Here is a 26990-nt window from a genome sequence, read left to right on the forward strand (position 1 = left end):
TGCCGCGTTTTTGGGGAAATTTGGGCAACCAGATGCCGATACCGTTCGCCTTGTTTTCTCTACAGCGTGACCGGAAGACGCAAGGCAAAAACAGGACGAATCGATAGCATGACCAAGCAAAAGACCGGGACAGAACCCGTCGATCGGCGCCGAAACGGGTCAGGTGATCCACTCGGAACCAACTCGGAAATTGGCCGCAAACTCAAGCAATATTATGACGAACTGGTCTCCGACGAGGTGCCGGATCGTTTCGCTCAGCTGCTCAGCCAGCTGGAACAGGCTGAACCTCTTCAGAAGAAGGGTTGATCAGCATGGCCGTTTCTCCGGCATTCAAGACGGAACTGCTCGCGACCATCCCGAACCTGCGCGCCTTTGCCGTTTCCCTTACCCAGAGCGCTGACAAGGCCGACGATCTGGTGCAGGAAACGCTCGTTAAGGCATGGGACAAGCATGAGAGTTTCCAGATGGGAACCAATCTCAAGGCCTGGCTCTTCACCATTTTGCGCAACGAATTCTATTCGCAGATGCGCAAGCGCGGACGTGAAGTGCAGGACAGCGACGGTGTGATGACCGAGCGCCTGGCGGTTCACCCCAGCCAGCATGGCATGCTCGATCTCAAGGATTTCCGCGGTGCGCTGGAACAGCTTCCGGAAGACCAGCGCGAGGCGATCATCCTGATCGGCGCGTCGGGTTTCTCCTATGAGGAAGCGGCAGAGATCTGCGGCTGCGCCGTCGGCACCATAAAGAGCCGGGTCAGCCGTGCAAGAAACCGCCTTCAGGAAATCCTGGACATATCCGGTGAGGCCGAATTCGGCCCGGATGCGATCTCGGCGCAGGTCATGGGCTCAAACGCCGCCTGAATCAGGCAGGCGGCCGGCGGTCGCTGCCAGCGCTTCGATCAGGTCGGTGCCGGAATAGGGTTTGCCGACGACGAGGACGCCGGGAAAGGCGGTAAAGATTTCATCGACATCCGCATAGCCCGACGCAAAGATGAACGGCACGCCGTTCTCATGGATTTTTTTCGCGAAAGGCAGTGTCGAGGCACCTCCGAGCATGACGTCGAGGATCGCGGCATCGAAGTCTTTCGATGCCTGCTCCTCGTCGATCTCGTCAAGGTTGCGGGCAATCACTGCATCTGCAGCGCCATTGTCCCGGCACAGCTGTTCGACATCCATCGCAATGAGGAACTCGTCCTCAAGGATCAGGATGCGCATACCGGAAAGCAAATTTGCCAATTCAAATCACCTTGTTGAAAGGCGGCAAGTCATGACGGGTAACACCCGCGCTGTCATTTAAAAAAGACATGTATCCGAATACGCGCAACTTGGAACTCACAGACCTCCAATGCGTTGAAATAAATCGGCTTTTGGGGAGAGTTCCGTGGCAGCACAGCAGGCTAGATCATTTTTGGCACGGCAATTTTCCTGCGAGAAGTGCCCGCTGCGGCCTCTCAAGGTGTTTCGCGAGTTCGAAAAAGAGGAGCTCGCCTTCGTCAGCAAGTTCAAGAAGGGCGAACTGGCGGTAGACAAGGGCGCTACAGTCCTGGTCGAGGGAAACCACAGCGCTCACCTTTATACCGTGCTTTCGGGCTGGGGTTTTCGCTACAAGCTGATGTCGGACGGCCGCCGCCAGATTCTCAACTATCTGATGCCGGGCGATCTGATCGGTCTGCAAGGCAGCCTGATGGGGGAGATGCAGCATTCGGTCGAGGCGCTTTCACCGATGCTGCTGTGTGTGTTCGAGCGCGACCAGCTGCATGAGCTCTATCGCAACTATCCCGGCCTTGCCTACGACATAACCTGGATCGCATCGCGCGAAGAACAGATGCTGGACGAAAACCTGCTGAGCGTCGGACGCCGCACTGCACTTGAACGCGCCGCCTACCTCATCGCCTTCATCGGCAGCCGGGCGAAGACCGTCGGCCTGAACGGCAAGCAGACGATGGAAATACCGATTACGCAGCAGCATATCGCCGACACGCTTGGCCTGTCGCTCGTCCACACCAACAAGACGCTGCGCAAGCTGATGGATCGCGAGTTGATCATCTGGCGGGACGGTGGTTGCGAAATCCTGGAGGTGGACGGCCTGATGACGCTTGCCCGTTGGGAGGGGTTGAACGAAGTGCTTCGCCCTTTGGTGTAGATTCAGGTGATGACGGCCTGACCTGAATCCGGGTGTGTGCTCAGTCCGCGCCCCAGTCCAATCCCGGAACGATATTGCGGAAGATCGCGTAGACGATCAGCAGTGCCGGAATGGCTATGAAGCCGCCAAGGGCGCCCCAAAGCCAGATCCAGAAAATCAGCGCCAGAACCACGAGGAAAGGGTTCAGCGTCATCGTTCGGCCGATCACCATCGGCGTGACGAACTGCGCCTCGATGGTGTTGATGGCAAGGTAGATCGCGACCGGCAAGAAGGCCCCGCCCAGCGAATCGAATTCCGAGAGGCCGATCAGAAACAGGATGACGACCATCACCGCCGGGCCGATGAAGACGACGAAATTCGTCAGTATCGCCAGCGCGCCCCAGAGTAGTGCCGAAGGCACGCCGATAAGATAGAGGCCGATGCCAACGGCCAACCCCTCGCCGATGTTGATGAGGCTGATGGACAGCAGATAGCGCGAGACCATCTGCTCGACGTCGCGGAAGATATGCGCGACGCGCCAGCGCAGCCGGCGATTGAAGCAAAGCGTCAATATGGCAGTTCGCGTCTGGTGGCGGGTGGCGACGAAAAAATAGAGGCTGGCGAAAAAGATCAGGATCTGCCCGAAGACGGCCGGCGCCAGCGTCGCCATGCTTTCCACGCCCATGCCCTCGTCGACCGACACGGTCAGGCCCTTGCCACCAGTCAATTCGCGGAGCTGGTCGCGCATGCCGCGCATGGCGTCGAGAGGCCCCTTCAGCTCGGAAAGCTGATGCTGCAGATTTCCCCAGATCTGGGGCAGCCGCCCGATCCAGAACGAAAGCGGTGCTGCAACCGCAAGCGCAAAGAGACAGGCGACGGCGACGAACAGAAGGACGACCAGGATGGCGGAGAGGCCGGGCAACAGGCCGCGCCGCTCGAGTTTCGAGGCAAGCGGCCCGAGCATCAGGCCGACGACGATGCCGAGCGAAACGGGTGCCAGGATATATTGACCGGCCCACAAGGCGAATATGAAAGCGAGCAGCCCAACGAAGATGACCGACACCTGCGAGGATCGGTTAAGGAAGATCTCGATATTCGACTTTGGCGGCAATCTTACGATTGGCGCCTTCTTGGCCGTTCGTTCGGTCATTCAATAATTCCGGCTGGACTTGACCACGGAAACGCACTTTCATCGCGTTTCGTTCCTTCCCGGCGGAACCTCGCCGCATATGAGGCGTTCTGGACCGTACAAACCCAAGGAGTTGAACCATGGCCGCAGCTGCAGGCAAATCCACCCGGAACGACAATGATACGGTCACGACCTCGGATATCGAGGCTGACATCCGTCAGTTGCGCGCCGATATCGCCAAGCTGACCGAGCAATTGGCCACGACCGGGGAACACTCCTACGGCGCCGCGCGCCGCGCCGCCAAGGAAGGCGTTGAACAGCTTCGGGCCCAGGGCGAAGCGACGATCGAAAGCCTGCGCGGCAATGCCAAGGATATCGAAGACCAGATCACCGCCGCCGTGCGGGAGAAGCCGGTCACATCGCTGGCCATCGCAGCCGGCGTGGGCTTCCTGTTCGCGCTGTTGTCGCGCCGCTAGAACGCGCGGCGGGGGACGCAGAATATGCTCGCATCGCTTATTGCCAGTTTCGCTTCGGGCGAAACATTACATGCCGTGCGCCGCGCCAAGCGCGCGGCAATCGCCTATCTGCTGGCGGGCGTTGCCGCGCTTATCGGCCTCAGCTTCCTGATCGCCGGGGCCTATATCTGGACAGCGCACCACTACGGCTGGACACGAGCAGCCGTCGCGTTCGGTGTCGGCTTTCTCGTTCTTGCCGGGCTCGTTCTCCTCATCAACAAGTTGACATCCGGCGCGCAGCGCCGACGTGAAACGCGCAGGCGCAACAAGGATCTGACGGCGCTTGCCGCTGCTTCGGCTCTTGCTGTGCTGCCAGGGCTGTTTCGTGGCAAGGCCGGCCTGGGCGCGATCGTAGCGCCGGCCTTGGCCGTGGTGGCTTACGAAATCTATCGGGAAAACCGCAAATCGCGCCGCCGGTCGGGCGAACAACCGCTCGACGACGCAGACTGATCGCTACACATCAGTCGGCAAACTGCTCGAGCGGCATCGATATTTTCGCCTTCACGCCGCCCGGCAGGAACTCATGGCTCACTTCGCTTGAGATAATCTTCGACAGGCTGCGCCGGATCAGGATCGACCCGAAGCCAAAGCGTTGCGGCGTTTCGACCGCCGGTCCGCCGGCTTCCTTCCACGTCAGTGTCAGGCGTCGGGACTGGCGGGTTTTCTCGACCTTCCAGCCAAGGTTGACAGTTCCGCCGGGTGTGGAAAGCGAGCCGTATTTCATGGCATTGCTGGCCAGTTCGTGCAGGATGAGGCCGAGCCCAAGCGCCTGATCGGGCGACAGGAAGATATCCTCGCCGGAAATTTTGATGCGTGGCGTTTCTTCGTCGTCGAACGGCTTCACCTCGAGTTGGATCAGTTCGTCGAGCGCTATGCCGCGCCATTCCCTGTCCGACAGCATGCCGTGGGCGAGCCCGAGCGCCTGTAGCCTGGCACTGAAGGCGTCCAGAAACTCGCCGGGCTCGCGCGCGTGGCGCACGGTCTGCGTCGCCAGCGCCTGGACGGTCGCCAGCGTGTTCTTTACGCGATGGTTGAGTTCGCGCAGCAGCAGGCGCTGGCGTTCTTCAGCCAGCTTTCTTTCACTGATATCGTAATTGACGCCGAAGACGAGCGTGGCATTGCCAGCCGTATCGCGTTCGACGACCCGCCCGCGCGCGCCGAGCCATCGTGCCGGTTCGATGCCGGCGATCCGGTATTCGCCGACATAGTCTTCATTGCTCGACAGGGCCTGCCTGAAGCTTCTTTCGGCCTGCCGCACGTCGCGGCGGTCGACGGCGCGGAAAATCTGCCGTGCGGTCAACCGTGTGGTTGGCGCCAGACCGAGCAGGACCGGGAAAAGCGTATCGCATTCGATCGCGCCGGTGCGCACATCCCAGGCCCAGCTTGCCAGCGACGCGGCCTCCACTGCAACGGTGCGGCGTTTTTCTTCACGCTCCAGTTCGGCGCGGGCAAGCGCGCCGGTGCGCGTGCCTTCCTTGAGCGCGAAGAGGCTGGAGGCGAGCCCGGCAAGCATCTTCAACTGGTTGAGTTTTTCCGGCGAGGGACGCTGTCGCGGCTTGCGGTCGATGACGCAGAGCGTGCCGATGCGCTCGCCGGAAACGGTGATCGGCGCTCCGGCATAGAAGCGGATGTGAGGTTCGCCGGTGACGAGGCTGTTCGAGGAAAAGCGCGGGTCGGCGGTGGCGTCCGGGATCACCATCACGTCGTCGCCGGCGGTGATGGCATGGGCGCAGAAAGACAGGCTGACCGGCGTTTCCGTGCCCTCCATGCCGATGCACGACTTGAACCATTGCCGCTCGATATCGACGAGGCTGACAAGCGCGATGGGCACGTCCATGAGTGCGGCGGCAAGGCCGGTGAGGCGATCGAAATCGGGGTCGGAAGACGTATCGAGCGTCTGCAAGCCGTATAGAACCGCGCGCCTGTGTTCGTCGCCAACGATCTGCCTGACGTCTGCCGGCAAGGCGTCCAGCGTTTCCGAATTATCCCGATCTGCTTCGTGCATTTCTAACTGCCCAGGCCCGAACTGAAAAAATCCCGCGAACGTCGTCGTGGGAACCACCCCGGTCTGGACGCATTGACCACAAGGAGAAAAAGGCGTGCCTGCGCGCCGTATGGAGGTTTATCTTGCCCAAGACAATTCCGACCGACAAGGCGCGACAGGGCCGGCGCGGCTGGCATGTCCTGCTGATTTTGATATGCGCGTTGCTGCTTGCGGCTGTGGCCTGGTTTGCGGTCGAGTTTTACGGCAAATCCATCGAGCCGGCAGCCGATCAGCCGGCGCCGGCCAGCCAGACGAACTAGACCTGACGTCTCGTCCGGGATTGCCGATTTCAGGGAATTTCCAGTGTGCTGCGCAGAACTGGCGATTTCGCAAGCCGCACTCATATGCGGCAAAAATCCGCAACAACGCGGAATGCAGATCGTGCTCTCAACCCGGTCGAGCACGGCAACAAAACCATTGGGAATGCTCCAGATACATCGAAGAAACGGCTACCCCACGCGCCGGCATAGATAATTGAAATCGTGGGCGCAACGCGCCGAGCGCTGAATGGTTCCGCCGCTGCGCAAATTTTCTGCTTGTCCAAAAGGACAATGCCGGGCGGCAAATTTCGGAACTCGATGGAAGTAACGGCGTTGTGAGGTTGTGATGCCGCGCCCGAGTTTTCCCTGCGACGGTTCGACCGGGGCGCGGCAGTGCATAAGAGATCACGCACAAGGAGAGACTATCATGTTCCGCAATCTTTTGGCTACGACTGCAATCGCCACCCTGATGGCTACCGCTGCATATGCGCAGGAATCCGCTACCCCGGCTCCTGCCAACCCGGCTCCGATGGCTCAGGAGGCCGCACCTGCCGAGACGCCGGTGACCCGCGCTGACGGTCATCTTGCCAGCAACATCATCGGCGAAACCGTCTACAACGGTACCGGGGAACAGGCTGAGAACATCGGCAAGGTCAACGACATCGTCATCAGCAAGGACGGCGCGATCGAGTCGCTCGTCGTCGGCGTCGGTGGTTTCCTTGGCCTTGGCGCCAAGAACGTTGCCGTCAACTATTCCGAGGTCGATTGGGCCGAGCAGAATGGCGACCGCTGGGCCGTTGTGAATACCACCAAGGAACAGCTCCAGGCACTGCCTGACTTCGATCGCCGCGGCTATGATCCTGCACCGGCGCCTGCCGCTGCTACGGATACGACGGCACCGGCAACCGACAATACTGCGATGGCTCCGGCCACCCCGGCACCGTCGAACGACAACACGGCCGCGGCCCCTGCCACTCCGTCGAACGACAACACTGCGCAGGCTCCGGCAGCGACCGATACCACCGAAACCGCTGCAATCGACAAGTCGCAGCTGACCGAGGTGCCGGTCGGTGAAATCCGTTCGGAAGAGCTGACGGGCACCACCGTTTATGGGGCTGAAGACGCCAATGTCGGCAAGATCGGCGATGTCGTTCTGAAGGACGAAAAGGTCGACGCAGTCATCATCGACGTCGGTGGGTTCCTCGGCGTCGGGGCAAAGGAAGTCGCCGTCGGCATGGATAAGCTGGCCTTCATGACGGACAAGGACGGCAACAAGTATCTCTACACCAACTTCACCAAGGATCAGCTTGAAGCGCAGCCCGCTTACGACAAGGCAACCTTTGGTGACAAGCGTGACGAGCAGCTTCTGAAGATGAACTAACCGTCGATCATTGTATCGGTGATTTTGGCCCGCGCCGGCAACGGCGTGGGCTTCTTTTTGTCACCCGCCATAGGCGATCACACCGTGTTCCGTCAGTTCGACCAAAGCCAGCGACTGGTCGAGATGGCGGGCGCGCCATGAAAGCAGCCGCTCGGCGAATTCGAGCCGGACACCGAGAAAATCGGGCTGATTGGCGAGGTTTTTCAACTCGCCCGGATCCTGGTCAAGGTCGAAGAGAAGCGGTGGCAGGCCGCCGCCGAAATGCACATATTTGAACCGTTCGGAGCGGACTACGGAGAGATTACATTCCTGAGGTCTGAGGCCGAAATGACGCTCCGCCGTGCCCTGCGAGATCGAGCGGAAGTCGAACTCCCAATGCGCCGCGTCGCGCCACGTCTCGGGCGTCTGGCCCTTGAGGAAAGGCTTCAGCGAACGGCCGTCGAGATGTGCTGGGACGCTTTCGCCAAGCAGGTCGATCAGCGTCGGCATGATATCGACCGCCTCGGTGAACTGCGTCACGGTCGTTCCGGCAGCCTTGTTGCGCGCCGGGTCGCGGATGATCAGCGGGATGTGAAAACTCTGGTCGTAAAACCCGCCTTTGCCGAGCATGAAATGGTCGCCCATCATCTCGGCGTGGTCTGAGGTCAGGACGATGATCGTGTCATCCCATGCGCCATCTGCCTTCAGCGCCTGCCAGATGCGGCCGAGCTGGGCGTCCACTTCCGAGATCATGCCGTAGTAAAGCGCGCGGATGCGGCGAAAATTGTCCTCGCCCCAGTCGCGCACCTTGCCCTTCGCGCCGGGAATGAATTTCGAGCGCTTCTGCTGCTCATATTCATAGGCGAGATAGGGATGCGCCTTGGCTTCCTTCTTCCAGTCCCTGGCGCGGTGAAATTCCGGCCCGTCGACTGGGTCGTACATGCTGTTGTAGGGCTCTGGCACGATGAAAGGCGGATGCGGGCTGAGGAAGGAGACATGCGCGAACCATGGCTGTGCCTCCTCCTGCTCGCCAAGCCAGCGGATGAATTCACCCGAAAGAAACGCAGCCGGCGTCTCGTCCTTCGAATAGACCGGCGGCGCGTTGGTGACGTCCTTGCTACCGCGGCTCGCGGGCCGATGGATATCGGGAAAGCCGGCGCTGGAATCGATGCCGCGCGCGGCAAGCCAGGACAGCCATTGCTTCTGGTGTTCGGGCAGAAGCTGGCGTGCCGTGAAGCCCGGCAATACACCTTCATAGGTGCGCAGAAACGGATCGCCCGGCGCATGGAAATCCGGGTCGGGCGCGACGTCTGTGTAGCCGAACAGCGTCGGGTCGTAGCCGAAACGGCGGGCGGCGAGCGCGATGTTGTCGTGGCGCGCGTCGAGCGGCGTGCCGTTGCGGCAAACGCGGTTGTTCATCTGGTAGAGGCCGGTATAGAGGCAGGCGCGCGCCGGGGAACAGGGCGCCGCTCCACCGAAATGCCGGCTGAACAGCACGCCCTCGGCGGCCAGCGCATCGGCGTTGGGCGTTTTCACCGTCGGATGGTCAGCGGCGGAAAGGCACTCACCGCGCCACTGGTCGCAGGTGATCAGAAGGATGTTCGGACGTTTGCCTTTGCCTGCCACGCGCTGTTCCCCCAGAATGATGTTCCGCTCATGGAGCCGAAATTTTGGGGCCGCGCAAGTGTCATCGGATGGCTTCGATGGTGAACAGTCTTCGACCAATCGTTCACAAAACGGATACAGTCCATTCTGTCATTGCCGTCTTTCCCCCGAGCCGGTTTGACCGACATATGGGTGCATGAAGCAGCAAGCGCTGCACGGCGAAAACGGGAGCAAAGAACATGCTTGACCAGATCAAAGGCCTGCACCACGTCACATCGATGGCGAAGGATGCGCGCCAGAACAATGACTTTTTCACCCACAAGCTCGGCCTGCGCCGCGTCAAGAAGACGGTCAATTTCGACGCGCCGGATGTCTATCATCTCTATTATGCCGACGAACTTGGCACTCCGGGTTCGGTGATGACCTATTTCCCCTTCCCGAATATCGGCAAGGGCTGCCACGGCACCGGAGAGGTCGGCACGACGGTCTATTCGGTTCCCGAGGGCACGCTCGGCTACTGGGAAAAGCGCTTTGCCGAGCAGGGCGTTACCGGCCTGAAGCGCGAGACCGTGTTCGGCGAGAACCGGCTGGCCTTCGACGGGCCTGACGGCGACGGCTTTGCACTTGTCGAAGCGAAAAACGACAGCCGCGCGCCCTGGACCAAGGGCGGTGTGCCCGGCGACGAGGCGATCCGCGGGTTCCACTCCGTATCGCTGCGCCTCAAGGATGGCGGCGCGACCGAGGAGCTGCTGAAGTTCATGGGCTACGAGGAGGTCGACACCGCCGGCAATGTGAAGCGGCTGGCAGTAAGGGGCGGCAATGGTGCCGATGTCGTAGACATCGAAAGCCTGCCGGGCGTGGGCTTTGCCAATCTCGGCGCCGGCTCGGTGCATCACGTCGCCTTCGCCGTCGAGAACAGGGCCAAGCAGCTTGAAGTGCGCAAGGCGCTGATGGATACGGGCCACCAGGTGACGCCGGTGATCGATCGCGATTATTTCTGGGCGATCTATTTCCGCACGCCGGGCGGTGTCTTGTTCGAGGTCTCGACCAATGAGCCGGGCTTCGACCGCGACGAGGATACGGCGCATCTCGGCGAGGCGCTGAAACTGCCGAGCCAGCATGCGCATCTGCGCGATTATCTCGAAAAGAACCTGCAGCCGCTTGGCGACTGACGATCGCTTGAAAAAAGTCCGAGCCGGATTTTTCCGGCTCGGTTAGGCTATGCCCATAATGCGAGGAACATCATGTCCAAGGATGCCTATACCTACACCTCATTGCCCGGCACATCGGGCGGGCCGCTCGCCTTTCTGTTCCATGGAACGGGCGGCAACGAAAACCAGATGCTGGGCTTGGCGCTCGACCTGTTGCCCGGCGTGGCAGCGATCTCGCCGCGCGGCGACGTCTCCGAGCTTGGTGCGGCGCGCTTCTTCCGCCGCACCGGCGAGGGCGTCTACGACATGGACGATCTGGCCGAGCGGACCAAGAAAATGGCCGGCTTCGTCAAGGCCCATATCAAGGAAGCCAAACCGTCGTCCGTGATTGGTCTCGGCTTTTCCAATGGCGCGAACATCCTGGCATCGCTGCTGTTTGCCGAACCGAAGCTGTTCGATGCGGTGGTGCTGATGCATCCGCTGATCCCGTTCGAACCCGAAGTGAAGGGCAGTCTGACGGCTAAGCGCGTCCTCATCACCGCCGGTCATCACGACCCGATCTGCCCGCCGAACCTGACCTCGCGGCTCGACAGCTATCTGCGCGCCGACGGCGCCGATGTCACATTGGAGTGGCACGAAGGCGGGCACGAAATGCGGCAGAACGAAATCGTGGCGGCCCGCGCATTTCTCGCACCCTATCGCGCCACGGCAAACACAGCAGGAGCCCGGACATGACCGACCAGACACCCGAAATCCAACTGGAAGAGACCGGCTCCAAGGGCCGCTACTTTTTGCGCGGCCCCGGTGGCGCGGAGGCCGAGATGACCTTCAGCAAAGCCGGCGAGCATCTGATGATCATCGACCATACCGAGGTGCCGGACGCGTTTCGCGGGCAGGGTGCCGGCTTGAGGCTGGTGACGCGCGCGGTCGAGGAAGCACGGGCTTCCGGCAAGAAGATCATTCCGCTTTGCCCGTTCGCCAATGCCCAGTTCAAACGGCATCCGGAATGGGCGGATGTGTTGAAGAGCTGAGGCTGGCATGGACGCGCAACCGGTCGATATCCAGTTCGAGCAGACGGCGAAGGGCGGGCGCTATTTTGTCTCCATGCCCAATGGCGAGGAGTCGCGCCTGACCTATGTCGACAGCGGCCCCGGCCATATCATCGCCGACCATACCTTCGTGCCGGTGCCTTATCGTGGCGATGGCGTTGCCGAGCAGCTTGTCGAAAGGCTGTTTGGCGACGCACGGGCGAAGGGGCTGAAGATCACGCCGGCATGCTGGTTCGTGGCCGACGAGTTCGCGCGACTGAGCCCGGCGTGGGACGATGTGCTGAAGCGTTGATGGTTTGTGTGTCCCTGGAGGGACTGCGCCAATGCCGACGTCATCCCGGAACGCTGCGAAGCGCAGCGGAGCAAGCGTATCCGGGACCCATTCCGTAATCTTGATGCCTCACGGAATGGGTCCCGGCTCTTTCTCGCTTCGCTCGGACGGCCGGGATGACATCCTCTTATGTTTCACCCGCGATCTTCTTCAACCACTCCTTGCCCACCCCGCGGTCGCGGATGATCGGCAGCGGGTCTTCCGCGTCCAGCCGCGCGCAGATGCGATAGACCTCGAGCGTTTCGGCGCTCATGTCGCCGCGCTTGTGGAAATACATCGCCGCCGCATATCGGGTGCGGCCCGACCAGTCCTCGCCGAGCGGCGTGTTGACCAGCGCCCACTGCTCGGCAAGTTCGGCGTCGGGCTCTGCCATGGTCAGAAATCCGCCGGCGGGCTGGCGGTGCGCCGGTCGAGCTTGATGAAGGGCCGCGGCACGATCCTGGCCCGCTTCATCAGCCGCTCATATCTGAGTTCGCGCATGGCATAAATCTCGACCCAGAGGTCGTCGGTGATCATGTCGCCATAGGGTCGCGAAAGGCTCGCCAGCGCAATGTTGCGCTTGGCCATCGGCGACCAGATCGCGGCGCTGACCAGCCCGACCTCCTTCTTCTGCTTGTGATAGACGATGGCGTGCTCGGCTGGAATGTTGCCCTCGATCTCCAGCCCGACCAGCATATGGCGCATCGAGGCCTTGGCGCGCGCCTGCGCAATGGCGCGGCGGCCATTGAAATGGCCCTTTTCCAGATCGACCATGAAACCGAGCCCGATCTCGTCGGGCATGCGCACGCGGTCGGGGCGGATTGCGTGTTCGGCCGTGACGAAATCGGCATTGGCGACGATCAGACCAGCCTCCAGCCTTGCGCGGTTGAGCGCCGTGTAGCCGATGGCGCGGATGCCGCGCAGTTCGCCTGCCTTCCAGAGACGATCCCATAGCGAGAGTGCCAGTTCAGCCGGCGCGAAAAGCTCATAGCCGAGATCGCCGGTGAAGCCGGTGCGCGAGATGGTGATGCGGCTACCCTCATGCGGGAATTCGGCGAGGTCGAAGACCTTCAGCTTTTCGACACCGGCAAAGCCGGCCTCGCGCAGGACGGCAAAGGAAGTCGGGCCTTGCAGAGCCAGCCCGGCGACGGTTTCGGTTTCCTCCGATACCGAAACGTCGAAGCCGATGGCGCTGTCGAGCAGCCAGGGCAGATGCCGCTCCTGGCAGCACAGGCGGAAGCGATCAGGCGCCAGCCGGAACAGCGTGCCGTCGTCGAGCACATGGCCTTCATCATCGCACCATGCTGTGTAATGGACACGGCCGGACTTCAGCTTTGCCACGTCGCGCAAGGTGACGCGGTTGAGGAAGTCTTCCGCGTCCGGCCCCTCGATGTGGTATTTCACCATCGGTGAGATGTCGAAGAGCGCGGCCTGGCTGCGGATGGCGAAATATTCCAGTTCCTCGTCCCAAAGGGACGCCGGTGCGCGATAGCCGCCCCAGTCATACCAGTCGTTGGTCTTCATCAACGCGTCGATGCGCGGCTGGAACGGCGTGCCGAGGCGCAGCGTGCGGAAATGGGATTGGGTGGCGAGGCGTGGATTTGCCATCGCCAGTGTCTTTGGCAGCGTTACGCGGTTCACGATGAAAGACCTCCGTGCTCGGACACAAAAGGTTTGCGCTGCCCCTCATCGCCCTGCCGGGCACTTCTCCCCGTATAGTGACGGGGAGAAGGAGAAGCGGTAACGTTGCGGCCAACCTTCTTCTCTCCGTTTACGGGGAGAAGGTGCCGGCAGGCGGATGAGGGGCAGCGCTGACGTTCCATATCTACCCCCTCATCTGCAAAATCCGCCGCGCCGCGTTCAGCCCCGGCACGCCGGAGATGCCGCCGCCCGGATGCGAACCGGCTCCGCAGAGATAAAGTCCGTCGATCGGCGTGTCATAGCCGGCGGCGCCGAAGGCCGGGCGCGACATCATCATCTGGTCGGCCTGCAGCTCACCATGGTGCCAGTGGCCGCCGGGCATACGGTAGCGTGTCTCGATGTCGGCCGGCGTCAGCAGTTCGGCATGACGCACGAGCTTGCCGATGCCGGATGCGTAGAGCTCAAGCTGCGCCATGATCGCCTTAAGGAATTTCGGCTTGCCGGTCTCCCAACCCTCTTTCAGCGCATACGGCGCATATTGCACGGTGGCCGAAAGCACGCAGGCGCCGTTTGGCGCAAGCGATGTGTCGGCAAGGCTTGGCAGCGTGATCTCCATCACCGGCTCTGGTGAGAACTCACCATATTTCGCCGGGTTGAAAGCGCGTTCGACATGGTCGGACGACGGCGCGATGACGAGGCGGCCGCGGTGGCCGGCTGCATCGACGCCCGTGAATTCGGGCGGCCGGTCGAGCGCCAGATGCAGCTTGGCGACATTGCCCTTCATGCGAATATTTTCTATCCGCCGCACGAAGCCGGTATCGAGCTCGCGGGTGCCGACGAGGTCGACGAAAGTGGTGCGCGGGTTGATCGCCGAGACGATGGTCTTCGCGCGGATTTCCTCGCCACTGTCGAGAACCACGCCGGCGGCGCGGCCCTTGTCGATCAGGATCTTCATGGCCGGCGCATCGGCGCGGACGCTGACGCCGGCTGATTTCGCCGCGCTGAGGATCGCGGCGATGACCGCGCCCATGCCGCCGGCAGGCAATGCGTGAGCGCCGGGCTGGCCGCCGATCTCGCCGGCGAGGCGATAGTAGAGGCCGAGCAATGAGGTCGGCGAACGCGGCCCGAGATGGCTGCCCAGCGTGGCGTCGAAGGCGAGCAGGCCCTTCAGCCGGTCGTCCTCCAGATGTTCGTCGGCGACGTCCGAGACATTCATCAGGAGCATGCGCAGGAAGTCACGCATGTCTTCCTTGCCCAGCCGGCGCAGCGACAGGCCGGTCATGGCGAAGGCCGACGTCTCCATCAACGACATGTTGCCGAGATCGGGCGGACGGCGCGCCAGCAGCGGCTTCAAGATGCCGGCGTAACGCAGAAGCTGCGCGCGGAATTCCTGCCATGCTGCCTGTTCGGAAGCGGACGTGCCGGTGAGCGTTTCGCCATAGGCGCCGTGCAATGTCAGCGGGTGGCGGTCGCGCGACAGCGCCACGTTGGGCACGATCGGGCCGAAGGACAAGCCGTGCCGTTCAAGCTCCAGCGTTTTCACCACCTCCGGGTGCAGCCGGTTCAGCAGATGTGCGGAGGAAACGCGAAAGCCCGGCGCGAATTCTTCAGTACGCGCCGCACCGCCGACTTCGATTGCCGCTTCAAGAACCAGCGTCTTGCGTCCGCTTTTGGCCAGCGTTGCCGCCGCGACCAGCCCATTGTGGCCGCCGCCTATGACGATTGCATCAAATGACGTCATGGGCCGGGCTCATATGTTTGGTGCCGCGTGACAGGTCGCGCAGGATCTCACTGGCTGCGTTGCGGCCCGGTGCGCCCATCACGCCGCCGCCGGGATGGGTGGAGGAGCCGCACATATAGAGCCCGTCGACCGGCGAGCGGTATTGCGCGTAGCCGGGCACCGGGCGGTTGAACAGAAGCTGGTCGAAGGTCAGCTCGCCCTGGAAAATGTTGCCCTCGGTGAGGCCGACTTCAGCCTCGAGTTCGCGTGGGGTGCGCACTTCCATATGCACGATGCGGTCGCGGAAGCCCGGCGAATAATCGGCGATCTGCGAGATCACCGTTTCGCCGAAGGCGTCGCGGTCGGCGTCGGTCCAGTCGCGGCCTTCCACCTTGGGCGGACAATATTGCACGAAGCAGCTCATGAAGTGCTTGCCGGGCGGGGCCATGGTCGGGTCGAGCGTGGTCGGGATGACCATGTCGAGGAAGGGGTCTGCCGACCAGCGCCCGGCCTTCCAGTCATCATAGCCGCGCTCCATGCGCTCGACCGAGTCGGTGAAATGCATGTCGCCGCGATAGCAGGGCGAATCCTTCGGCAGGGCCGGAAATTCGGGAAGCGAATCCAGCGCGATGTTCACCTTGCCCGACGAGCCGCGCATCTTGAAGTTTTTCACGCGCCGCAGGAAGATTTCGGGCAGTTCCTTTTCCTCGACCAGCTTGAGGAAGGTTCGCTTCACATCGGCATTGGAGACGACGAGATCGCCGTAGATCTCCTCGCCGTCGGCCAGCACCAGCCCGCGCGCCTTGCCGTTCCTGACCAGAACCTGCTCGACCTCGGCTCCGGTGCGGATGGTGCCGCCCGAAGCGCGGAACGAGTCCGCCAGCGCCTTGGTCACCGCGCCCATGCCGCCGCGGGCATAGCCCCAGGCGCCGACCGAGCCGTCGACCTCGCCCATATAGTGGTGCAGCAGAACGTAAGCCGTGCCGGGCGACATCGGCCCGAGTGCCGTACCGATGATGCCGGACAGCGCGAAATTGGCCTTGATCACGTCGGTCTCGAAATACTCGTCGAGGAAGTCGGAGATCGACATGGTCCAGAAGCGCAGTGTGTCGGCCATTTCGGCAGCGCCCAGCCCGGCGAATTTCTTGCCGAGATAGAGCAGCTCGGAAATGTCGCGCGGGCGAAAGCTCGTCGGGTCGGGCGCGGTGCGCATCAGCAGTGGCTGGATGAAACGGCATTGCCGCGTCACGTCGCGGGCGTAGCGATCGTAGGCCTCGGCGTCGCGGGCGGAGAAGCGGGCGAATTCGCGGCGATGGGCATGGTGGTCGCGGTAGTTAGCGAGATAGTCACCGTCCTGCGTGAACACCGCGCCGCCCTCATAGGAGATCACCTGAAGGCCGAAGCGCGGCAGTTCCAGGTCGCGCATGATCTCGGGCCGGAACAGCGAGCAGACATAGGAGCAGTTGGAGTAGAGGAAGCCCGGCGTGAGCGACCGGCTGACGGCGGCACCGCCGATCCACTCGTTTTTTTCCACCACCAGCACGTCGAGCCCGGCGCGCTGGAGATAGCAGGCGTTGACCAGTCCGTTGTGCCCCGCGCCCATGACGATGGCGTCCCATTTCTTCATGCAGGTTCCCGCTTTTATTTTCTGCAAATCTGGCACGGAGGTGGCGCCTCTGTCCAGAGATTTTGAATGAATGTTCAACAAATGACATTGCGTTTTGACGCGAGTGGAGTAGGCTTTGGAAAAATTTCGACGTTGAAAACCTTTGGCTTGGATGGGGAGCAATGATCGAGACGGCAGACGCCGCGCCGGAATATGACGACACCGCCATCCGCTTCCTGGAGGCGCTGTGGGGCGAGGGCTATCTGTCACCGGGCGGGCCGGGGGAAGTCGACCGCGTCGTCGAAGGCCTTTCACTGAGAGATCGGAAAATCCTGGACATAGGCTGCGGCGCGGGCGGCATTGCGCTGCACTTCGTCGAGAACCATGACGCCGGTCATGTGACAGGATTCGACGTGGAAGAACCCGTCATCGCCGTCGCCACAAAGCGCGGGGCTGAGCGCGGCCTGTCGGCGCGGACCAAGTTCGTGCAGGCGCCGCCGGGGCCGCTGCCTTTTGCCGATGCCTCCTTCGACATGGTGTTTTCCAAGGATGCGCTTCTGCATGTGCCGGACAAGCATGCCCTGTTTGCCGAAATCTTTCGCGTGCTGAAACCGGGCGGCGTGTTTGCCGCGTCGAACTGGATGATCGGCCATGACGGCGAGCCGTCGCCGGAGATGAAAGCCTATATCGCCGCAGAAGGGCTCTCCTTCACCATGCGCTCGCCGGCGCATTATCGAAAGGCGATGGAGGATGCGGGTTTCCGCGACATTGCGGTTACCGATCGCAATCCCTGGTATCGGGAGGTGGCGCGCGGCGAGTTGGCGCGGCTGAAGGGGCCGCTCTACGAGCCGGTCGCGGCTGCGGTCGGCAGCGATTATGTCGACAAGAACATCAAGACCTGGGAAGCCATGCAGAAGGTTCTTGACAGTGGCGAGCACCGTCCCACTCATCTGCGCGGATGGAAGCCGGACGAGGGACGTTAGCCGGCGATGTGGAGCATGGCAGCAGCAATGAAGACGGCGACAGTCAAGGAAGCAGGCCCCGAAAGAAGCGAGGCCGAAAAGCGTGGGCGCAAGGCGTCCAAGGAAACGCGGCAGTTGCAGCTTATAGAGGCGACGATCGATTCGCTGGCCAAGCGCGGCTATTCCGACACCACGATGGCCGATGTCGCCGATGGCGCCGGCCTGTCGCGCGGCATCGTCAACTTCCATTTCGAGAGCAAGGAAAAGCTGCTGATCGCGACCTTGCAGCATATGTATGACGAGTATTCCGCGCATTGGCGCGCAGCACTCATGAAGGCCGGCGACGATCCGGCGCGCCAGCTTCAGGCGCTGGTCGCCGCCGATTTCGACCGCTCGGTCTGCAACAAGCGCAAGCTGGCCGCATGGTGCGCCTTCTGGGGCGAGGCCAAGTCGCGCCCGACCTATCAGGCGCTCAGCGGCTCGCGCGACAAGGATTATCAGCAGACGGTCGTCGATCTCTGCGTCCGCCTGAAACATGACGGCGGCTATGGCTACGAGCCTGAGGCAACCGCGCTCGGCCTGAGTGCCATGCTGGAAGGCCTGTGGCTGCGCCTGATGATGGCGGCGGAAAACGTCACGCGCGAGACCGCGCATCAGGCGGCCACGGACTATCTCGCTTCGGTCTTTCCGAAGCATTTTTCGCGCGAGGAGGCTGGCGCGCGCAAGATCGCATGACCCCATAATCATAAGACAGAGGATGGAACGATGACGCGACTTATCAGAAGGCTTTCAACCACGCTTGCCCTTGCCGGCGCGCTTTCGGCCTATGCCGTGGGCATGGCCACTGCGGCCGACAAGGACCTGATCATCTTCGACTGGTCCGGCTATGAGGAGCCGTCCTTCCATCCAGGATATGTCGAGAAAAACGGCGATTCGCCGACCTTCACCTTCTTCGGCGACGAGGACGAAGCCTTCGAGAAAGTGCGCGCAGGCTTCAAGGCTGACCTCGGCCATCCCTGCTCGCAAAGCGTGACCAAATGGCGTGAGGCCGGCCTGCTGCAGCCGCTGGATACGTCGAAGATCACCGGCTGGAACGATCTAAACCCCGGCATCATGGCGATGAAGAACCTCGCCACCACCGAGGACGGCAAGGCCTGGTTCATGCCTTGGGACTGGGGCAACACCGCGCTCACCTACAATTCCGAAAAGGTCGACGAGAAGGACGTCCAGTCGCTGAAGGCCTTTGCCGATCCGAAGTTCAAGGATCGCGTCTCGATCGGCGACAATGTCGACGACGCCTATGCGCTGGCGAGCCTTGTCATCGGCCTGAAGGACTGGACGCAGATGACCGACGAGCAGTTCAAGCAGGCGTCCGATTTCCTGCGCGAGGTGCACAAGAACGTCCGCCTCTACTGGACCGACACCACCGAAATTGTGCAGGCGATGAGCGGCGGCGAGGTCGATCTCGCCTGGGCGTGGAATGACGCAGCGGTACAGTCCGCAGCCGCCGGCGCGCCGATCAAGAACAAGCGCGACACGGCGGAGGGCATTTCCACCTGGGTCTGCGGCTATGTCCGCTACAAGGATGCGCCGGGCTCCGAGCAAAAAGCCTATGATTATCTCAACGCGGTGAACGACCCCAAGGTCGCACAGTATATGGTCGGCGACTGGGGATACGGCCAGGCCAATGCCAAGGGCATGGCGACCGTCGATCCCGAAGTGCTGGCGGAAAAAGGCTATGCCGATGTCGACAAGTTCATCGACAAGACGCTGTTCCAGTCGCCCGTGCCGAGCGAACTCAAGCAGAAGATGATCGCCGAGTTCGAGAAGATCAAGGCGGGCTACTGAGCCACCGGATCGTCAGCTTTCCTGTTGACGCCGTCAGCGGGAAAGCATTCTCTGGACGGGACGTTTCAGCGCGGGGGTGTTGGTCATGCAGCCAGTCGTTCGTCGTCTATTCCTTGCCGCGGTTTTCGCGGCGGGGCTGTCCGCCCCGGCCCTGGCGGCGGACGATCCGATCGTCTTCGAATGGTCGGGCTATGAGGACCCGCTGCTCAACCCGGCCTATACGGCCAAATATCCCGAGCCGCCGCAATTCGCCTTCTTCGGCGATGAGGATGAAGCTTTTGAGAAGATGCGCGCCGGCTTCAAGGCCGACATAGGCCATCCCTGTTCGCAGAATGTGGTGAAGTGGCGCGAGGCCGGGCTGCTGCGTCCGCTCGATACCGCCCGCATTCCCGGCTGGAACGATATCCTGCCCGGCATCAAGGGCATGAAGGACCTGATGACCTCGGATGATGGGCAGGCGTGGTTCCTGCCGTTCGACTGGGGCAACACGGCGCTCATCTACCGCACCGACAAGGTCACGCCCGAAGAAGCGCAGTCGCTGCGGATATTCGCCGACCCAAAGTTCAAAGACCGCGTCTCGATCGGCGACAATGTCGACGATGCCTATGCCTTGGCCAGTCTCGTCATCGGCTTGCGAGACTGGACGCAGATGACCGACGAGCAGTTCAAACAGGCGTCCGATTTCCTGCGCGAGGTGCACAAAAACGTCCGCCTCTACTGGACCGACAGCACCGACATCAACCAGGCCTTCGGCAACGACGAAATCGACCTCGCCTGGGGCTGGAACGAGACGGTCGTTTCGGGGAAGAAGGAAGGCGTCGCGATCGACATGAAGCGCGACACCAAGGAAGGGCTTTCCACCTGGGTCTGCGGCTATGTGCTGCTGAAGGACGCGCCGGGCAGCCTCGACAAAGCCTATGATTTCATCAACGCCCGCAACACGCCCGAGGTTTCGAACTACATGGTCGGCGAGTTCGGCTACGGCCACGCCAATGCCAAGGGCATGGCGGCGATCGACCCTGCCGTGCTGACGGAAAAGGGTTTTCAGGACATCGGCAAGTTCCTCGACAAGACGCTGTTCCAGTCGCCTCTGCCCAATGAACTCAAGGCGAAGATGATCGCCGAGTTCGAGAAGATCAAGGCGGGGTATTGAGCAGCAAGCGCTACGATGCCGTCATTGTCGGGGCCGGTTTCACCGGCCTGTCGGCGGCGCTTGCGTTGCGCGGCGCAGGCCGCAGCTTCGTCGTGCTGGAGGCGCGCGACAGGGTGGGCGGGCGCGTCGAGGCCATGGTCAACGGCCTTGGCGAGGCGATTGACACAGGCGGGCAATTCCTGTGCGAAGACATGCCGGAGGTGATGGCGCTGGCGAAGCAGCACGGAAAGACGCTGGTGGAATCCTATGTCCAGGGCGGCATGGCCGTTCAGCCTGGGCCGTCGGGTGAATCCGACTTCGACAATTTGTACGAACGCGTGACGGCGATACGCGATCGCATGAACGGTATCGATCCCGACGATCCCTCCATCGACGGTCTCAGCGTCGGCGCATGGCTGGACAAGCAGCCCGACCGCGCCGATGCGAAAAGCGGCTTCCAGTCCTCCATCGAGGGCCTGTGGTGCCAGCCGATCGAGAATGTTCCGCTATGGTATCTCATCAGCAATGATCGCCGCATCACCAATGAGGTCTTCGAACTCCAATATTTCCTGAAGGAGACGATGCATTCGCTGGCCGCCGATCTGGCGCGGCCGCTGGGAGCGTCGCTGCGGCTTGGTTGTCCGGTCGATCGGATCGAAACCGGAGAAGGTGGCGTGGTCGTGCATGCCGGCGGCGAAAGCTTTTCCGCCCGCGAGGTGATCGTGTCGGTGCCGCCGGTGGTGGCTCGGCGCATCGTCTTCGCGCCGCCTTTGCCCGCCGATACGCATCATGCGCTGGAGGTCTGGAAGAGCGGGACGGTGATAAAACTCCTGCTGCGCTACCGCGAGCCATTCTGGCGTTCGGCGGGTCTCAGCGGCAGTGTGTTCTGGCTGGAGCCGCACGGGCTCTATGCCTGCGATGCCAGCCGTGACGATGACCATGCGGCACTCGTGGTGTTCGTTGGCGGCAGGCTGGCGCTCGAATGGGGCGCGTTGGGCGCGGATGGTTTGCGGCAGGCGTTGCTGGCGAAGCTATCGAAGGCATTGGGGCAGGATGCAGCACAGCCGCTCGACATGATGTCGCGCGACTGGTCGAACGATCGCTGGAGTGGCGGCGCCTATTCCGATGTCGTCGCAGATCCCGCAGCAAGAGATGCGGAAGACGTGTTGCGTCGGGGAGCAGGGCCGGTCAGCTTCGCCTGCTCGGAGCTGTCGCCATCCTTCCCCGGCTATATCGAAGGCGCGATCATTGCGGGGCGGATCGGGGCAAGGGTGGTGGTTGGTTGAAGGAGCGGTTGTGAGGCTCTCTGCCGTTTTCCCAAGGTAGTTGGTGCGTCCTTCGAGGCTCGCTGCGCTCGCACCTCAGGATGAGGAAGGGAGTGCGCTTCAGGATGTGAGGGTTTGCGCGCTTCACCCCAAGGTCGGAAAAGTCTGCTCAACAGGACTTGGTGCAAGGATGGAAGCGCCAACCTCCCTCATCCTGAGGTGCGAGCGTAGCGAGCCTCGAAGGACGCACGGCCATTACAGCCGGCCAGCGTCTACTCCTGGATCAACTCAATTCTGTTGCCGAACGGATCGCTGACGAAGCAGCGCGCGATGCCTTCAAGTGTGTCATCCGGCGTTACCTTACATCCCGCCGCCTCGAGCTTCCTCGACAAGTCAGCAAGATCGTCCACCAGCAATGCCGGATGCGCCTTGCGGGCGGGTCTGAAATCGGCCTCGACGCCGAGGTGGATTTTCACCGTGCCTTGCTCGAACCAGCAACCGCCGCGCGCCGCAAGCGGGGCGGGTTTTGCCACTTCGGGAATGCCGAGCAGTTCGCTGTAGAAATACCGCGCCGCGTTTTCCTCGCCGGCCGGCATGGCAAGCTGGACGTGATCGATGGCGGTTATGGTCATGGGGTGTCCGTCAATGATTGACCGGGTAGCGATCGGAAGCTTTCAGGATCGTCTGTCAGGGACGGTAACGCAACTGGCTGACGGAGATGGGAGCCCGAAGGGCAAAACCGGAAAAGAGAGGCCGCAATCAATCCGCCATCGCCACCAGCGCGTCGGGATCGTAGGCCAGCCTGATCGGCGCACCGACAGGAATGTCGTCGGCGCCGAAATTGTTGGTCTCGGTCACCGACAGCGGCTTTTCCAGCCCCGGTATGTCGACGATGAGGTGGGTGATCTCGCCGAAATAGTGACGGTCGACGACCGTGCCGGCGACCTCATGCTTGTCCTTGGCGTCGTCCCACAGCACCCGCAGGCGCTCCGGGCGGATGCCGAGCGTGGCGGCCTTGCCGTTGCGGACGAAGGCTGCCGGCTTCTCGGTTTTCACGCGGCCGAAGCCGAGCGTGTCGACGGTCATCGACGCGCCGTTCTCCTCGACGATCTCGGCCTTGACGAAGTTCATGCCGCCGAGGAAGTCGGCGACCTGGCGGTTGACCGGGCGCTGGTAGATCTCCTTGGGCGAGGCGACCTGCGCGATCTTTCCGCCGAACATCACGGCGATGCGATCGGACATGGCGAGCGCCTCATACTGGTCGTGGGTGACGAGGATGAAGGTGATGCCGACCGCCTGCTGCAGCCGGCGCAATTCCACCTGCATCTGCTCGCGCAATTTTTTGTCGAGGGCCGACAGTGGCTCGTCGAGCAGCAGCACTTTTGGCCGCATGACAAGGGCGCGGGCCAGCGCCACGCGCTGGCGCTGGCCGCCGGAGAGTTCGGTTGCACCGCGCTTGCCCAGGCCTGTCAGCGACACCTGCGCCAGGGCCTCCTCGACGCGGCGCTTTTCCTCCGTCGCTTCCAGCCGCAGGCGCTTCAGGCCGTAGCCGACATTCTGCTCGACATTGAGATGCGGGAAGATGGCGTAGCTCTGGAACACCATGTTGGTGGGGCGGCGGTTGGCTGGGATGCCCAGCATCTCCTGCCCATCCACCGCAATGCTGCCGCTGGTCGGATTGTCGAAGCCGGCGATCATCCTCAGGAGCGTGGTCTTGCCGCAACCGGAGGGGCCGAGCAGCGAGAAGAACTCGCCTTCCCGGATCGTCAGCGAGGCATCGTCCAGCGCCTTGAAGGCGCCGTAGCTGCGCGTGACATGCGAAATCTCGATCATCGGCCGTTCGGATTTGGAACGTTCAGGCAAAGACGCCTCCCGTGTTCTGGGTGCGTCGCGCGGCGCGGCGGCGCAGGATTTCGGCAAGGGTCAGAAGCACGAAGGAGCCCACCAAAAGCAGCGTGCCGAGCGCCAGCACGCCGGGCAGCTTCGAGGCGAAGCGCAACTGGCCCCAGATATAGACGGGCAAGGTCGATTCCGTGCCGGTGAGGAAAAAAGCCATGATGAATTCGTCGAGCGAGATGGTGAAGGAGACGAGCAGGCTGGAAATGATCGCCGGCGCCACCATCGGCAGCGTCACGCGCCGGAAGGTGCCGAAAGCGGATTCACCGAGGTCGGCGGAAGCTTCCTCGAGGCTGCGGTCGAAACCCTCGAAGCCGGAGGTCAGCACGCTCAGCGAATAGGGGATGCAGACCAGCACATGGCCGAGCACGACCGTCACCAGCGACAGGCTGAGGCCCAGCTGCAGCATCACCAGCAGCATGGAAACCGCGACGATGATTTCCGGCAGCACCAGCGGCGCCATCAGCAGGCCGTTGATGGTGCGCCGGCCGGGAAAGCGGTAGCGCGTGATGGCGCGAGCAGCACAGATGCCAAGAACGGTGGACAGGATGGCGGCGGAAACACCGACCATCAGGCTGTTCCACGCAGCGTCCAACAGCGCCGGCGTGTGCGGCAGTTCTTCGTACCATTTGAGCGTAAAACCGCTCAGCGGGAATTTCGGCGAGGCCGATGTGTTGACCGAGAATATCGGCAGGAAGATCACTGGCAGATAGAGAAAGACGATGTAGAGGAAGGCATAGGCCGGCAGCCAGTTCGACAGGATCTTGCGCAGCCCGCTCATCGCGCCAGCCTCGCTGCCGAGCGGATGATCAGCACGGTGGCAGCCGCCATCAATGTGACGATCGCCATGGTCGTCACCGAAAGGGCGGCCCCCAGCGGCCAGTTTGCGCCCTTGCCGAACTGCGCCTGGATGGCGTTGGCGATCATGACGCCGTCTTTGCCGCCGACGAGGCGCGGGGTGACGAAATCGCCCACCGTCGGGATCATGACGATGAGGATCGCCGAAACAATGCCGGGCACCGACAGCGGCAGCGTCACGCGCATGAAACGGCGCAGCGGGCCGTCGCCGAGATCGGTCGCCGCCTCGATCAGCGTGCGGTCGATCTTTTCCAGCGAGACGAAGATCGGCAGAATGGCGAAGGCTGCCCAGGCATGGGTCAGCGTGATGACGACAGCGCTGGTGTTGTAGAGCAGGGCGGTCGAGGGTTCGTCGATGATGCCAAGGCCGAGCAGGCCGGAATTGAGCACGCCATTGTAGCCGAGGATGACCTTCCACGACATGACGCGCAGCAGGTAGCTCGTCCAGAAGGGTATGGTGATCAGGAACAGCCAAAGGCCCTTGTGCCGTCCGCCGTGGAAGGAAATGTAGAAGGCGATCGGATAGGCCAGCACGACGGTGAAAAAGCTGACCAGCAGCGAGATCCACAGCGAGCGCATCAGCAGGTCGCGGTAGATCGGCTCGGTCAGCGCGATGCGGTAGTTTTCCAGCGTGAAGGTGCGGTCGATGGTGAGGTAGTTCTGCGTCCAGAAACTATGCGCGATCACCACCAGGATCGGCACGACCAGAAGAACCAGCGCGTAGAGGAATGTCGGGCTGATAAGGGCAAAGCCCTGGGCCGATTCCGATTGCAGAAGGGAGGTTCTTCGAGCCCGCGCGGGTTGCAGCGCAGGTGCCCCTTCCGCAGCCGCCGTCATTGCAGGGGCTCACATAAAAATGCTGGCTCTGTGTCCGGCATGGCCATCCCATTTTTGCGCCGGCGTCACATTCCCTCGGTGCGCCGGCTTTCTTTCATCATGAGCCCATCCGTGGATTGAAATCAAGCGCTATTTCTGTGATATTGATTGAACGGACATTCAATATGATCCGAATGAAGGCTTGTTTCTCCATTGATGCCGGACTGCGGCAAATGTGACGGGCAGGCCGGGAAAGCGAGGGAAAATGGCTGCGGTGAAGGACATGTGGAAGGCCGGGGGCGGCATCGAGATGCTGGCAAGCGAGGATGCAGTCGATCTCGCCAAGCGCCATCTGGTTCAGCCATGGCCGCAGGCCGGCGAGATCGGCGCGGAGGCGCGCAGCCTGATCGGCAGCGGCGACGGCATCTACATCACCGACGGCGACGGCAAGCGCCTGATCGACGGGCCCGCGGGCATGTGGTGCGTCAATGTCGGCCACCGCCGCGAGGAGCTTGCCCGCGTCATGTACGACCAGGCGATGCAGCTTTCCTACAACACGCCATGGTACACGATGAACGAGCCTTCGGCGGTGCTGGCCGAGCGCATCGCGGGTCATGCGCCGGGCGATCTCAGCCATGTCTTCTTTACCACCGGCGGCTCGTCGGCGGTGGAAAGCGCGCTGCGCTTCATGCAGTTCTACAACAATGTCCGCGGCCGGACGGAAAAGAAGCTTATCCTGTCGCGCGGGGGCGCCTATCACGGCTCGACCTATCTGTCGGCATCGCTCAACGGCCGCCCGCGCGACCGCGACTGGATGGACGGCGCGGATGAGTTGATCGTCAAACTGTCGTCGCCCGATCCGTTCCGGCGTCCCGCCGGGATGAGCGTTGCGGCCTTCTGCGATCGGCTGGTGGCGGAATTCGAGGAAACGGTGAAGCGCATCGGCGCCGACAGGATCGGCGCTTTCGTCGGCGAGCCGGTGCAGGCCTCAGGCGGTGTCATCGTTCCGCCGGAAGGCTACCTCAGGCGCATCCGAAAAATCTGCCGCGACAACGATATCCTGTTCATCGCTGACGAGGTCGTCACGGCCTTTGGCCGGCTCGGACATGTGTTTGCGTCGGGAGATGTCTTCGGCATCGATCCCGACATCATCACCTTCGCCAAGGGCGTCACCTCGGGCTATTTCCCGCTCGGCGGCATGATCGTATCGGAGCGCCTGCTCGAAGATCTGCGCCGCTCGAACCATCCGACGGCGATGTATGCGCACGGCCTGACCTATACCAGCCATCCCGTCGGCTGCGCCGTGGCGCTCGCCAATCTCGATTTGCTCGAGGGCGGCGTGCTGGCCCATGCGCAAGACGTCGCGCCCTATTTCCAGGCGCAGCTGAAGACGCTGGAGGAGCTGCCGCTGGTCGGAGAGGTACGCGGCGTCGGGCTTATGGCCTGCGTGGAATGCGTCGCCGACCGCGACAGCAAGGATCCGCTGGAGCTCGACCGCAATGTCGGCCAGCGCATCGACGCGCATTGCCACGAACTCGGCCTGCTGGTGCGCCCGCTGATCAACATGTGCGTGATGTCGCCGCCGCTCACCATCACCAAAGAGCAGATCGACGACATGGTCGGCATCCTGCGCGAGGGCATCTCACGGACGATGGACGATTTGCGGAAAGAGGGTGTTTGGCGGGGGTAGTGCTCTTCTCTC

The 26990-nt window shown here is 62.3% G+C and carries 29 protein-coding genes; 17 read left to right on the forward strand and 12 right to left on the reverse strand.

All coding sequences use genetic code 11. From position 1 onward, the window contains the following. Nucleotides 1–108 precede the first annotated feature (108 nt). Both BM413_RS02065 and BM413_RS02070 read left to right on the forward strand, forming a co-directional pair. Nucleotides 109–306, forward strand: coding sequence for a NepR family anti-sigma factor (locus tag BM413_RS02065; protein WP_162931559.1), 198 nt, complete (start codon nt 109–111; stop codon nt 304–306). A 5-nt stretch (nt 307–311) separates the two neighbouring features. Further along, nucleotides 312–860, forward strand: a complete 549-nt coding sequence (locus tag BM413_RS02070; protein ID WP_091910293.1) for an RNA polymerase sigma factor — start codon at nt 312–314, stop codon at nt 858–860. Here the strand turns inward: BM413_RS02070 and BM413_RS02075 are convergent. Continuing rightward, nucleotides 846–1235 carry a response regulator gene (locus BM413_RS02075; protein ID WP_244537713.1) on the reverse strand — a complete coding sequence of 130 codons (390 nt, stop codon included), beginning with the start codon at nt 1233–1235 and terminating at the stop codon, nt 846–848. The genes BM413_RS02070 and BM413_RS02075 overlap by 15 nt on opposite strands. Nucleotides 1236–1380: 145 nt before the next feature. On the opposite strand from BM413_RS02075, the gene BM413_RS02080 reads away from it, so the two are divergent. Further along, entirely contained in the window at nt 1381–2142 is a 762-nt protein-coding gene (locus BM413_RS02080) for a Crp/Fnr family transcriptional regulator (RefSeq protein WP_091909707.1), read from the forward strand. Nucleotides 2143–2182: 40 nt separating this feature from the next. On the opposite strand, the gene BM413_RS02085 is transcribed toward BM413_RS02080, so the two are convergent. After that, nucleotides 2183–3271 (reverse strand): AI-2E family transporter, encoded by a 1089-nt coding sequence (locus tag BM413_RS02085; protein ID WP_091909710.1) that lies wholly within the window; start codon nt 3269–3271, stop codon nt 2183–2185. 119 nt (nt 3272–3390) lie between these two features. Between BM413_RS02085 and BM413_RS02090 the strand changes: the two genes are divergently transcribed. Together BM413_RS02090 and BM413_RS02095 are read left to right on the forward strand one after the other, a co-directional pair. Next, the gene (locus BM413_RS02090) at nt 3391–3726 is read left to right on the forward strand and encodes an ElaB/YgaM/YqjD family protein (RefSeq protein WP_091909713.1); all 336 of its coding nucleotides are present in this window, start codon (nt 3391–3393) and stop codon (nt 3724–3726) included. A gap of 24 nt (nt 3727–3750) precedes the next feature. Further along, a complete protein-coding gene (locus tag BM413_RS02095) occupies nt 3751–4215 on the forward strand; it encodes a hypothetical protein (RefSeq protein ID WP_091909716.1) in 465 nt (154 codons plus the stop codon). A 10-nt stretch (nt 4216–4225) separates the two neighbouring features. Here the strand turns inward: BM413_RS02095 and BM413_RS02100 are convergent, their stop codons facing one another. Then, a complete protein-coding gene (locus BM413_RS02100; protein ID WP_091909719.1) occupies nt 4226–5770 on the reverse strand; it encodes a sensor histidine kinase in 1545 nt (514 codons plus the stop codon). A gap of 122 nt (nt 5771–5892) precedes the next feature. Here BM413_RS02100 and BM413_RS32995 point away from each other — a divergent pair, with 122 nt between their 5' ends. Then, entirely contained in the window at nt 5893–6069 is a 177-nt protein-coding gene (locus BM413_RS32995; RefSeq protein WP_162931560.1) for a hypothetical protein, read from the forward strand. Nucleotides 6070–6496: 427 nt separating this feature from the next. Next, a complete protein-coding gene (locus tag BM413_RS02105) occupies nt 6497–7450 on the forward strand; it encodes a PRC-barrel domain-containing protein (protein WP_091909721.1) in 954 nt (317 codons plus the stop codon). A 60-nt stretch (nt 7451–7510) separates the two neighbouring features. Here BM413_RS02105 and BM413_RS02110 read toward each other — a convergent pair whose 3' ends face one another. Then, the gene (locus BM413_RS02110; protein ID WP_091909724.1) at nt 7511–9055 is read right to left on the reverse strand and encodes an alkaline phosphatase family protein; all 1545 of its coding nucleotides are present in this window, start codon (nt 9053–9055) and stop codon (nt 7511–7513) included. 218 nt (nt 9056–9273) lie between these two features. On the opposite strand from BM413_RS02110, the gene BM413_RS02115 reads away from it, so the two are divergent. From BM413_RS02115 to BM413_RS02130, 4 genes are all read left to right on the forward strand, one after another. After that, nucleotides 9274–10206 (forward strand): VOC family protein, encoded by a 933-nt coding sequence (locus BM413_RS02115; RefSeq protein ID WP_091909726.1) that lies wholly within the window; start codon nt 9274–9276, stop codon nt 10204–10206. A gap of 72 nt (nt 10207–10278) precedes the next feature. Further along, nucleotides 10279–10920 carry an alpha/beta hydrolase gene (locus tag BM413_RS02120; protein WP_091909728.1) on the forward strand — a complete coding sequence of 214 codons (642 nt, stop codon included), beginning with the start codon at nt 10279–10281 and terminating at the stop codon, nt 10918–10920. After that, entirely contained in the window at nt 10917–11216 is a 300-nt protein-coding gene (locus BM413_RS02125; RefSeq protein WP_091909730.1) for a GNAT family N-acetyltransferase, read from the forward strand. The genes BM413_RS02120 and BM413_RS02125 overlap by 4 nt, the downstream gene beginning before the upstream one ends. A gap of 7 nt (nt 11217–11223) precedes the next feature. Further along, entirely contained in the window at nt 11224–11526 is a 303-nt protein-coding gene (locus BM413_RS02130) for a GNAT family N-acetyltransferase (protein ID WP_091909734.1), read from the forward strand. A gap of 166 nt (nt 11527–11692) precedes the next feature. Here BM413_RS02130 and BM413_RS02135 read toward each other — a convergent pair whose 3' ends face one another. From BM413_RS02135 to BM413_RS02150, 4 genes are all read right to left on the reverse strand, one after another. Next, entirely contained in the window at nt 11693–11938 is a 246-nt protein-coding gene (locus tag BM413_RS02135; protein WP_091909737.1) for a hypothetical protein, read from the reverse strand. 2 nt (nt 11939–11940) lie between these two features. Continuing rightward, a complete protein-coding gene (locus BM413_RS02140) occupies nt 11941–13152 on the reverse strand; it encodes an aminomethyl transferase family protein (RefSeq protein ID WP_091910296.1) in 1212 nt (403 codons plus the stop codon). 217 nt (nt 13153–13369) lie between these two features. Further along, nucleotides 13370–14926 (reverse strand): phytoene desaturase family protein, encoded by a 1557-nt coding sequence (locus BM413_RS02145; protein WP_091909742.1) that lies wholly within the window; start codon nt 14924–14926, stop codon nt 13370–13372. Beyond that, nucleotides 14913–16532, reverse strand: a complete 1620-nt coding sequence (locus BM413_RS02150) for a phytoene desaturase family protein (protein ID WP_091909745.1) — start codon at nt 16530–16532, stop codon at nt 14913–14915. Before BM413_RS02150 ends, BM413_RS02145 begins: the two co-directional genes overlap by 14 nt. 161 nt (nt 16533–16693) lie before the next feature. On the opposite strand from BM413_RS02150, the gene BM413_RS02155 reads away from it, so the two are divergent. The 5 genes from BM413_RS02155 (at nt 16694) to BM413_RS02175 (ending at nt 21739) form a co-directional block, all read left to right on the forward strand. Further along, the gene (locus tag BM413_RS02155) at nt 16694–17494 is read left to right on the forward strand and encodes a methyltransferase domain-containing protein (RefSeq protein ID WP_091909747.1); all 801 of its coding nucleotides are present in this window, start codon (nt 16694–16696) and stop codon (nt 17492–17494) included. A 15-nt stretch (nt 17495–17509) separates the two neighbouring features. After that, nucleotides 17510–18208: a transcriptional regulator BetI gene (betI, locus tag BM413_RS02160; protein WP_244537714.1), complete on the forward strand. Its 699-nt coding sequence runs from the start codon at nt 17510–17512 to the stop codon at nt 18206–18208. A 30-nt stretch (nt 18209–18238) separates the two neighbouring features. Next, complete coding sequence (locus BM413_RS02165) at nt 18239–19321, forward strand: ABC transporter substrate-binding protein (RefSeq protein ID WP_091909753.1); 1083 nt, start codon at nt 18239–18241, stop codon at nt 19319–19321. 85 nt (nt 19322–19406) lie between these two features. After that, the gene (locus BM413_RS02170; RefSeq protein ID WP_091910299.1) at nt 19407–20474 is read left to right on the forward strand and encodes an extracellular solute-binding protein; all 1068 of its coding nucleotides are present in this window, start codon (nt 19407–19409) and stop codon (nt 20472–20474) included. Further along, on the forward strand, nt 20471–21739 hold the full coding sequence (locus BM413_RS02175; RefSeq protein ID WP_091909756.1) for a flavin monoamine oxidase family protein: 1269 nt from the start codon (nt 20471–20473) through the stop codon (nt 21737–21739). Before BM413_RS02170 ends, BM413_RS02175 begins: the two co-directional genes overlap by 4 nt. A gap of 251 nt (nt 21740–21990) precedes the next feature. Here BM413_RS02175 and BM413_RS02180 read toward each other — a convergent pair whose 3' ends face one another. The 4 genes from BM413_RS02180 to BM413_RS02195 form a co-directional block, all read right to left on the reverse strand. Continuing rightward, nucleotides 21991–22350, reverse strand: coding sequence for a VOC family protein (locus BM413_RS02180; RefSeq protein ID WP_091909759.1), 360 nt, complete (start codon nt 22348–22350; stop codon nt 21991–21993). A gap of 127 nt (nt 22351–22477) precedes the next feature. After that, a complete protein-coding gene (locus tag BM413_RS02185; protein ID WP_091910303.1) occupies nt 22478–23551 on the reverse strand; it encodes an ABC transporter ATP-binding protein in 1074 nt (357 codons plus the stop codon). A 22-nt stretch (nt 23552–23573) separates the two neighbouring features. After that, the gene (locus BM413_RS02190; RefSeq protein WP_091909761.1) at nt 23574–24395 is read right to left on the reverse strand and encodes an ABC transporter permease; all 822 of its coding nucleotides are present in this window, start codon (nt 24393–24395) and stop codon (nt 23574–23576) included. Next, entirely contained in the window at nt 24392–25309 is a 918-nt protein-coding gene (locus tag BM413_RS02195) for an ABC transporter permease (RefSeq protein ID WP_091909764.1), read from the reverse strand. The genes BM413_RS02190 and BM413_RS02195 overlap by 4 nt, the downstream gene beginning before the upstream one ends. A 244-nt stretch (nt 25310–25553) precedes the next feature. On the opposite strand from BM413_RS02195, the gene BM413_RS02200 reads away from it, so the two are divergent. Further along, a complete protein-coding gene (locus tag BM413_RS02200) occupies nt 25554–26978 on the forward strand; it encodes an aminotransferase (protein ID WP_091909768.1) in 1425 nt (474 codons plus the stop codon). Nucleotides 26979–26990: the final 12 nt, after the last annotated feature.

This window comes from Mesorhizobium sp. YR577 (assembly GCF_900116595.1).
Classification (GTDB): domain Bacteria; phylum Pseudomonadota; class Alphaproteobacteria; order Rhizobiales; family Rhizobiaceae; genus Mesorhizobium_M.

Excerpts from the sequence above, each read along its gene's own strand:
- BM413_RS02065 (WP_162931559.1), top strand. The coding sequence starts at position 109 with ATGACCAAGCAAAAGACCGGGACAGAACCCGTCGATCGGCGCCGAAAC.
- BM413_RS02070 (WP_091910293.1), top strand. The coding sequence starts at position 312 with ATGGCCGTTTCTCCGGCATTCAAGACGGAACTGCTCGCGACCATCCCG.
- BM413_RS02085 (WP_091909710.1), bottom strand. The coding sequence starts at position 3,271 with ATGACCGAACGAACGGCCAAGAAGGCGCCAATCGTAAGATTGCCGCCA.
- BM413_RS02090 (WP_091909713.1), top strand. The coding sequence starts at position 3,391 with ATGGCCGCAGCTGCAGGCAAATCCACCCGGAACGACAATGATACGGTC.
- BM413_RS02095 (WP_091909716.1), top strand. The coding sequence starts at position 3,751 with ATGCTCGCATCGCTTATTGCCAGTTTCGCTTCGGGCGAAACATTACAT.
- BM413_RS02100 (WP_091909719.1), bottom strand. The coding sequence starts at position 5,770 with ATGCACGAAGCAGATCGGGATAATTCGGAAACGCTGGACGCCTTGCCG.
- BM413_RS02105 (WP_091909721.1), top strand. The coding sequence starts at position 6,497 with ATGTTCCGCAATCTTTTGGCTACGACTGCAATCGCCACCCTGATGGCT.
- BM413_RS02115 (WP_091909726.1), top strand. The coding sequence starts at position 9,274 with ATGCTTGACCAGATCAAAGGCCTGCACCACGTCACATCGATGGCGAAG.
- BM413_RS02120 (WP_091909728.1), top strand. The coding sequence starts at position 10,279 with ATGTCCAAGGATGCCTATACCTACACCTCATTGCCCGGCACATCGGGC.
- BM413_RS02125 (WP_091909730.1), top strand. The coding sequence starts at position 10,917 with ATGACCGACCAGACACCCGAAATCCAACTGGAAGAGACCGGCTCCAAG.
- BM413_RS02130 (WP_091909734.1), top strand. The coding sequence starts at position 11,224 with ATGGACGCGCAACCGGTCGATATCCAGTTCGAGCAGACGGCGAAGGGC.
- BM413_RS02135 (WP_091909737.1), bottom strand. The coding sequence starts at position 11,938 with ATGGCAGAGCCCGACGCCGAACTTGCCGAGCAGTGGGCGCTGGTCAAC.
- BM413_RS02140 (WP_091910296.1), bottom strand. The coding sequence starts at position 13,152 with ATGGCAAATCCACGCCTCGCCACCCAATCCCATTTCCGCACGCTGCGC.
- BM413_RS02145 (WP_091909742.1), bottom strand. The coding sequence starts at position 14,926 with ATGACGTCATTTGATGCAATCGTCATAGGCGGCGGCCACAATGGGCTG.
- BM413_RS02150 (WP_091909745.1), bottom strand. The coding sequence starts at position 16,532 with ATGAAGAAATGGGACGCCATCGTCATGGGCGCGGGGCACAACGGACTG.
- BM413_RS02155 (WP_091909747.1), top strand. The coding sequence starts at position 16,694 with ATGATCGAGACGGCAGACGCCGCGCCGGAATATGACGACACCGCCATC.
- betI (WP_244537714.1), top strand. The coding sequence starts at position 17,510 with ATGGCAGCAGCAATGAAGACGGCGACAGTCAAGGAAGCAGGCCCCGAA.
- BM413_RS02165 (WP_091909753.1), top strand. The coding sequence starts at position 18,239 with ATGACGCGACTTATCAGAAGGCTTTCAACCACGCTTGCCCTTGCCGGC.
- BM413_RS02170 (WP_091910299.1), top strand. The coding sequence starts at position 19,407 with ATGCAGCCAGTCGTTCGTCGTCTATTCCTTGCCGCGGTTTTCGCGGCG.
- BM413_RS02180 (WP_091909759.1), bottom strand. The coding sequence starts at position 22,350 with ATGACCATAACCGCCATCGATCACGTCCAGCTTGCCATGCCGGCCGGC.
- BM413_RS02185 (WP_091910303.1), bottom strand. The coding sequence starts at position 23,551 with ATGATCGAGATTTCGCATGTCACGCGCAGCTACGGCGCCTTCAAGGCG.
- BM413_RS02190 (WP_091909761.1), bottom strand. The coding sequence starts at position 24,395 with ATGAGCGGGCTGCGCAAGATCCTGTCGAACTGGCTGCCGGCCTATGCC.
- BM413_RS02195 (WP_091909764.1), bottom strand. The coding sequence starts at position 25,309 with ATGACGGCGGCTGCGGAAGGGGCACCTGCGCTGCAACCCGCGCGGGCT.
- BM413_RS02200 (WP_091909768.1), top strand. The coding sequence starts at position 25,554 with ATGGCTGCGGTGAAGGACATGTGGAAGGCCGGGGGCGGCATCGAGATG.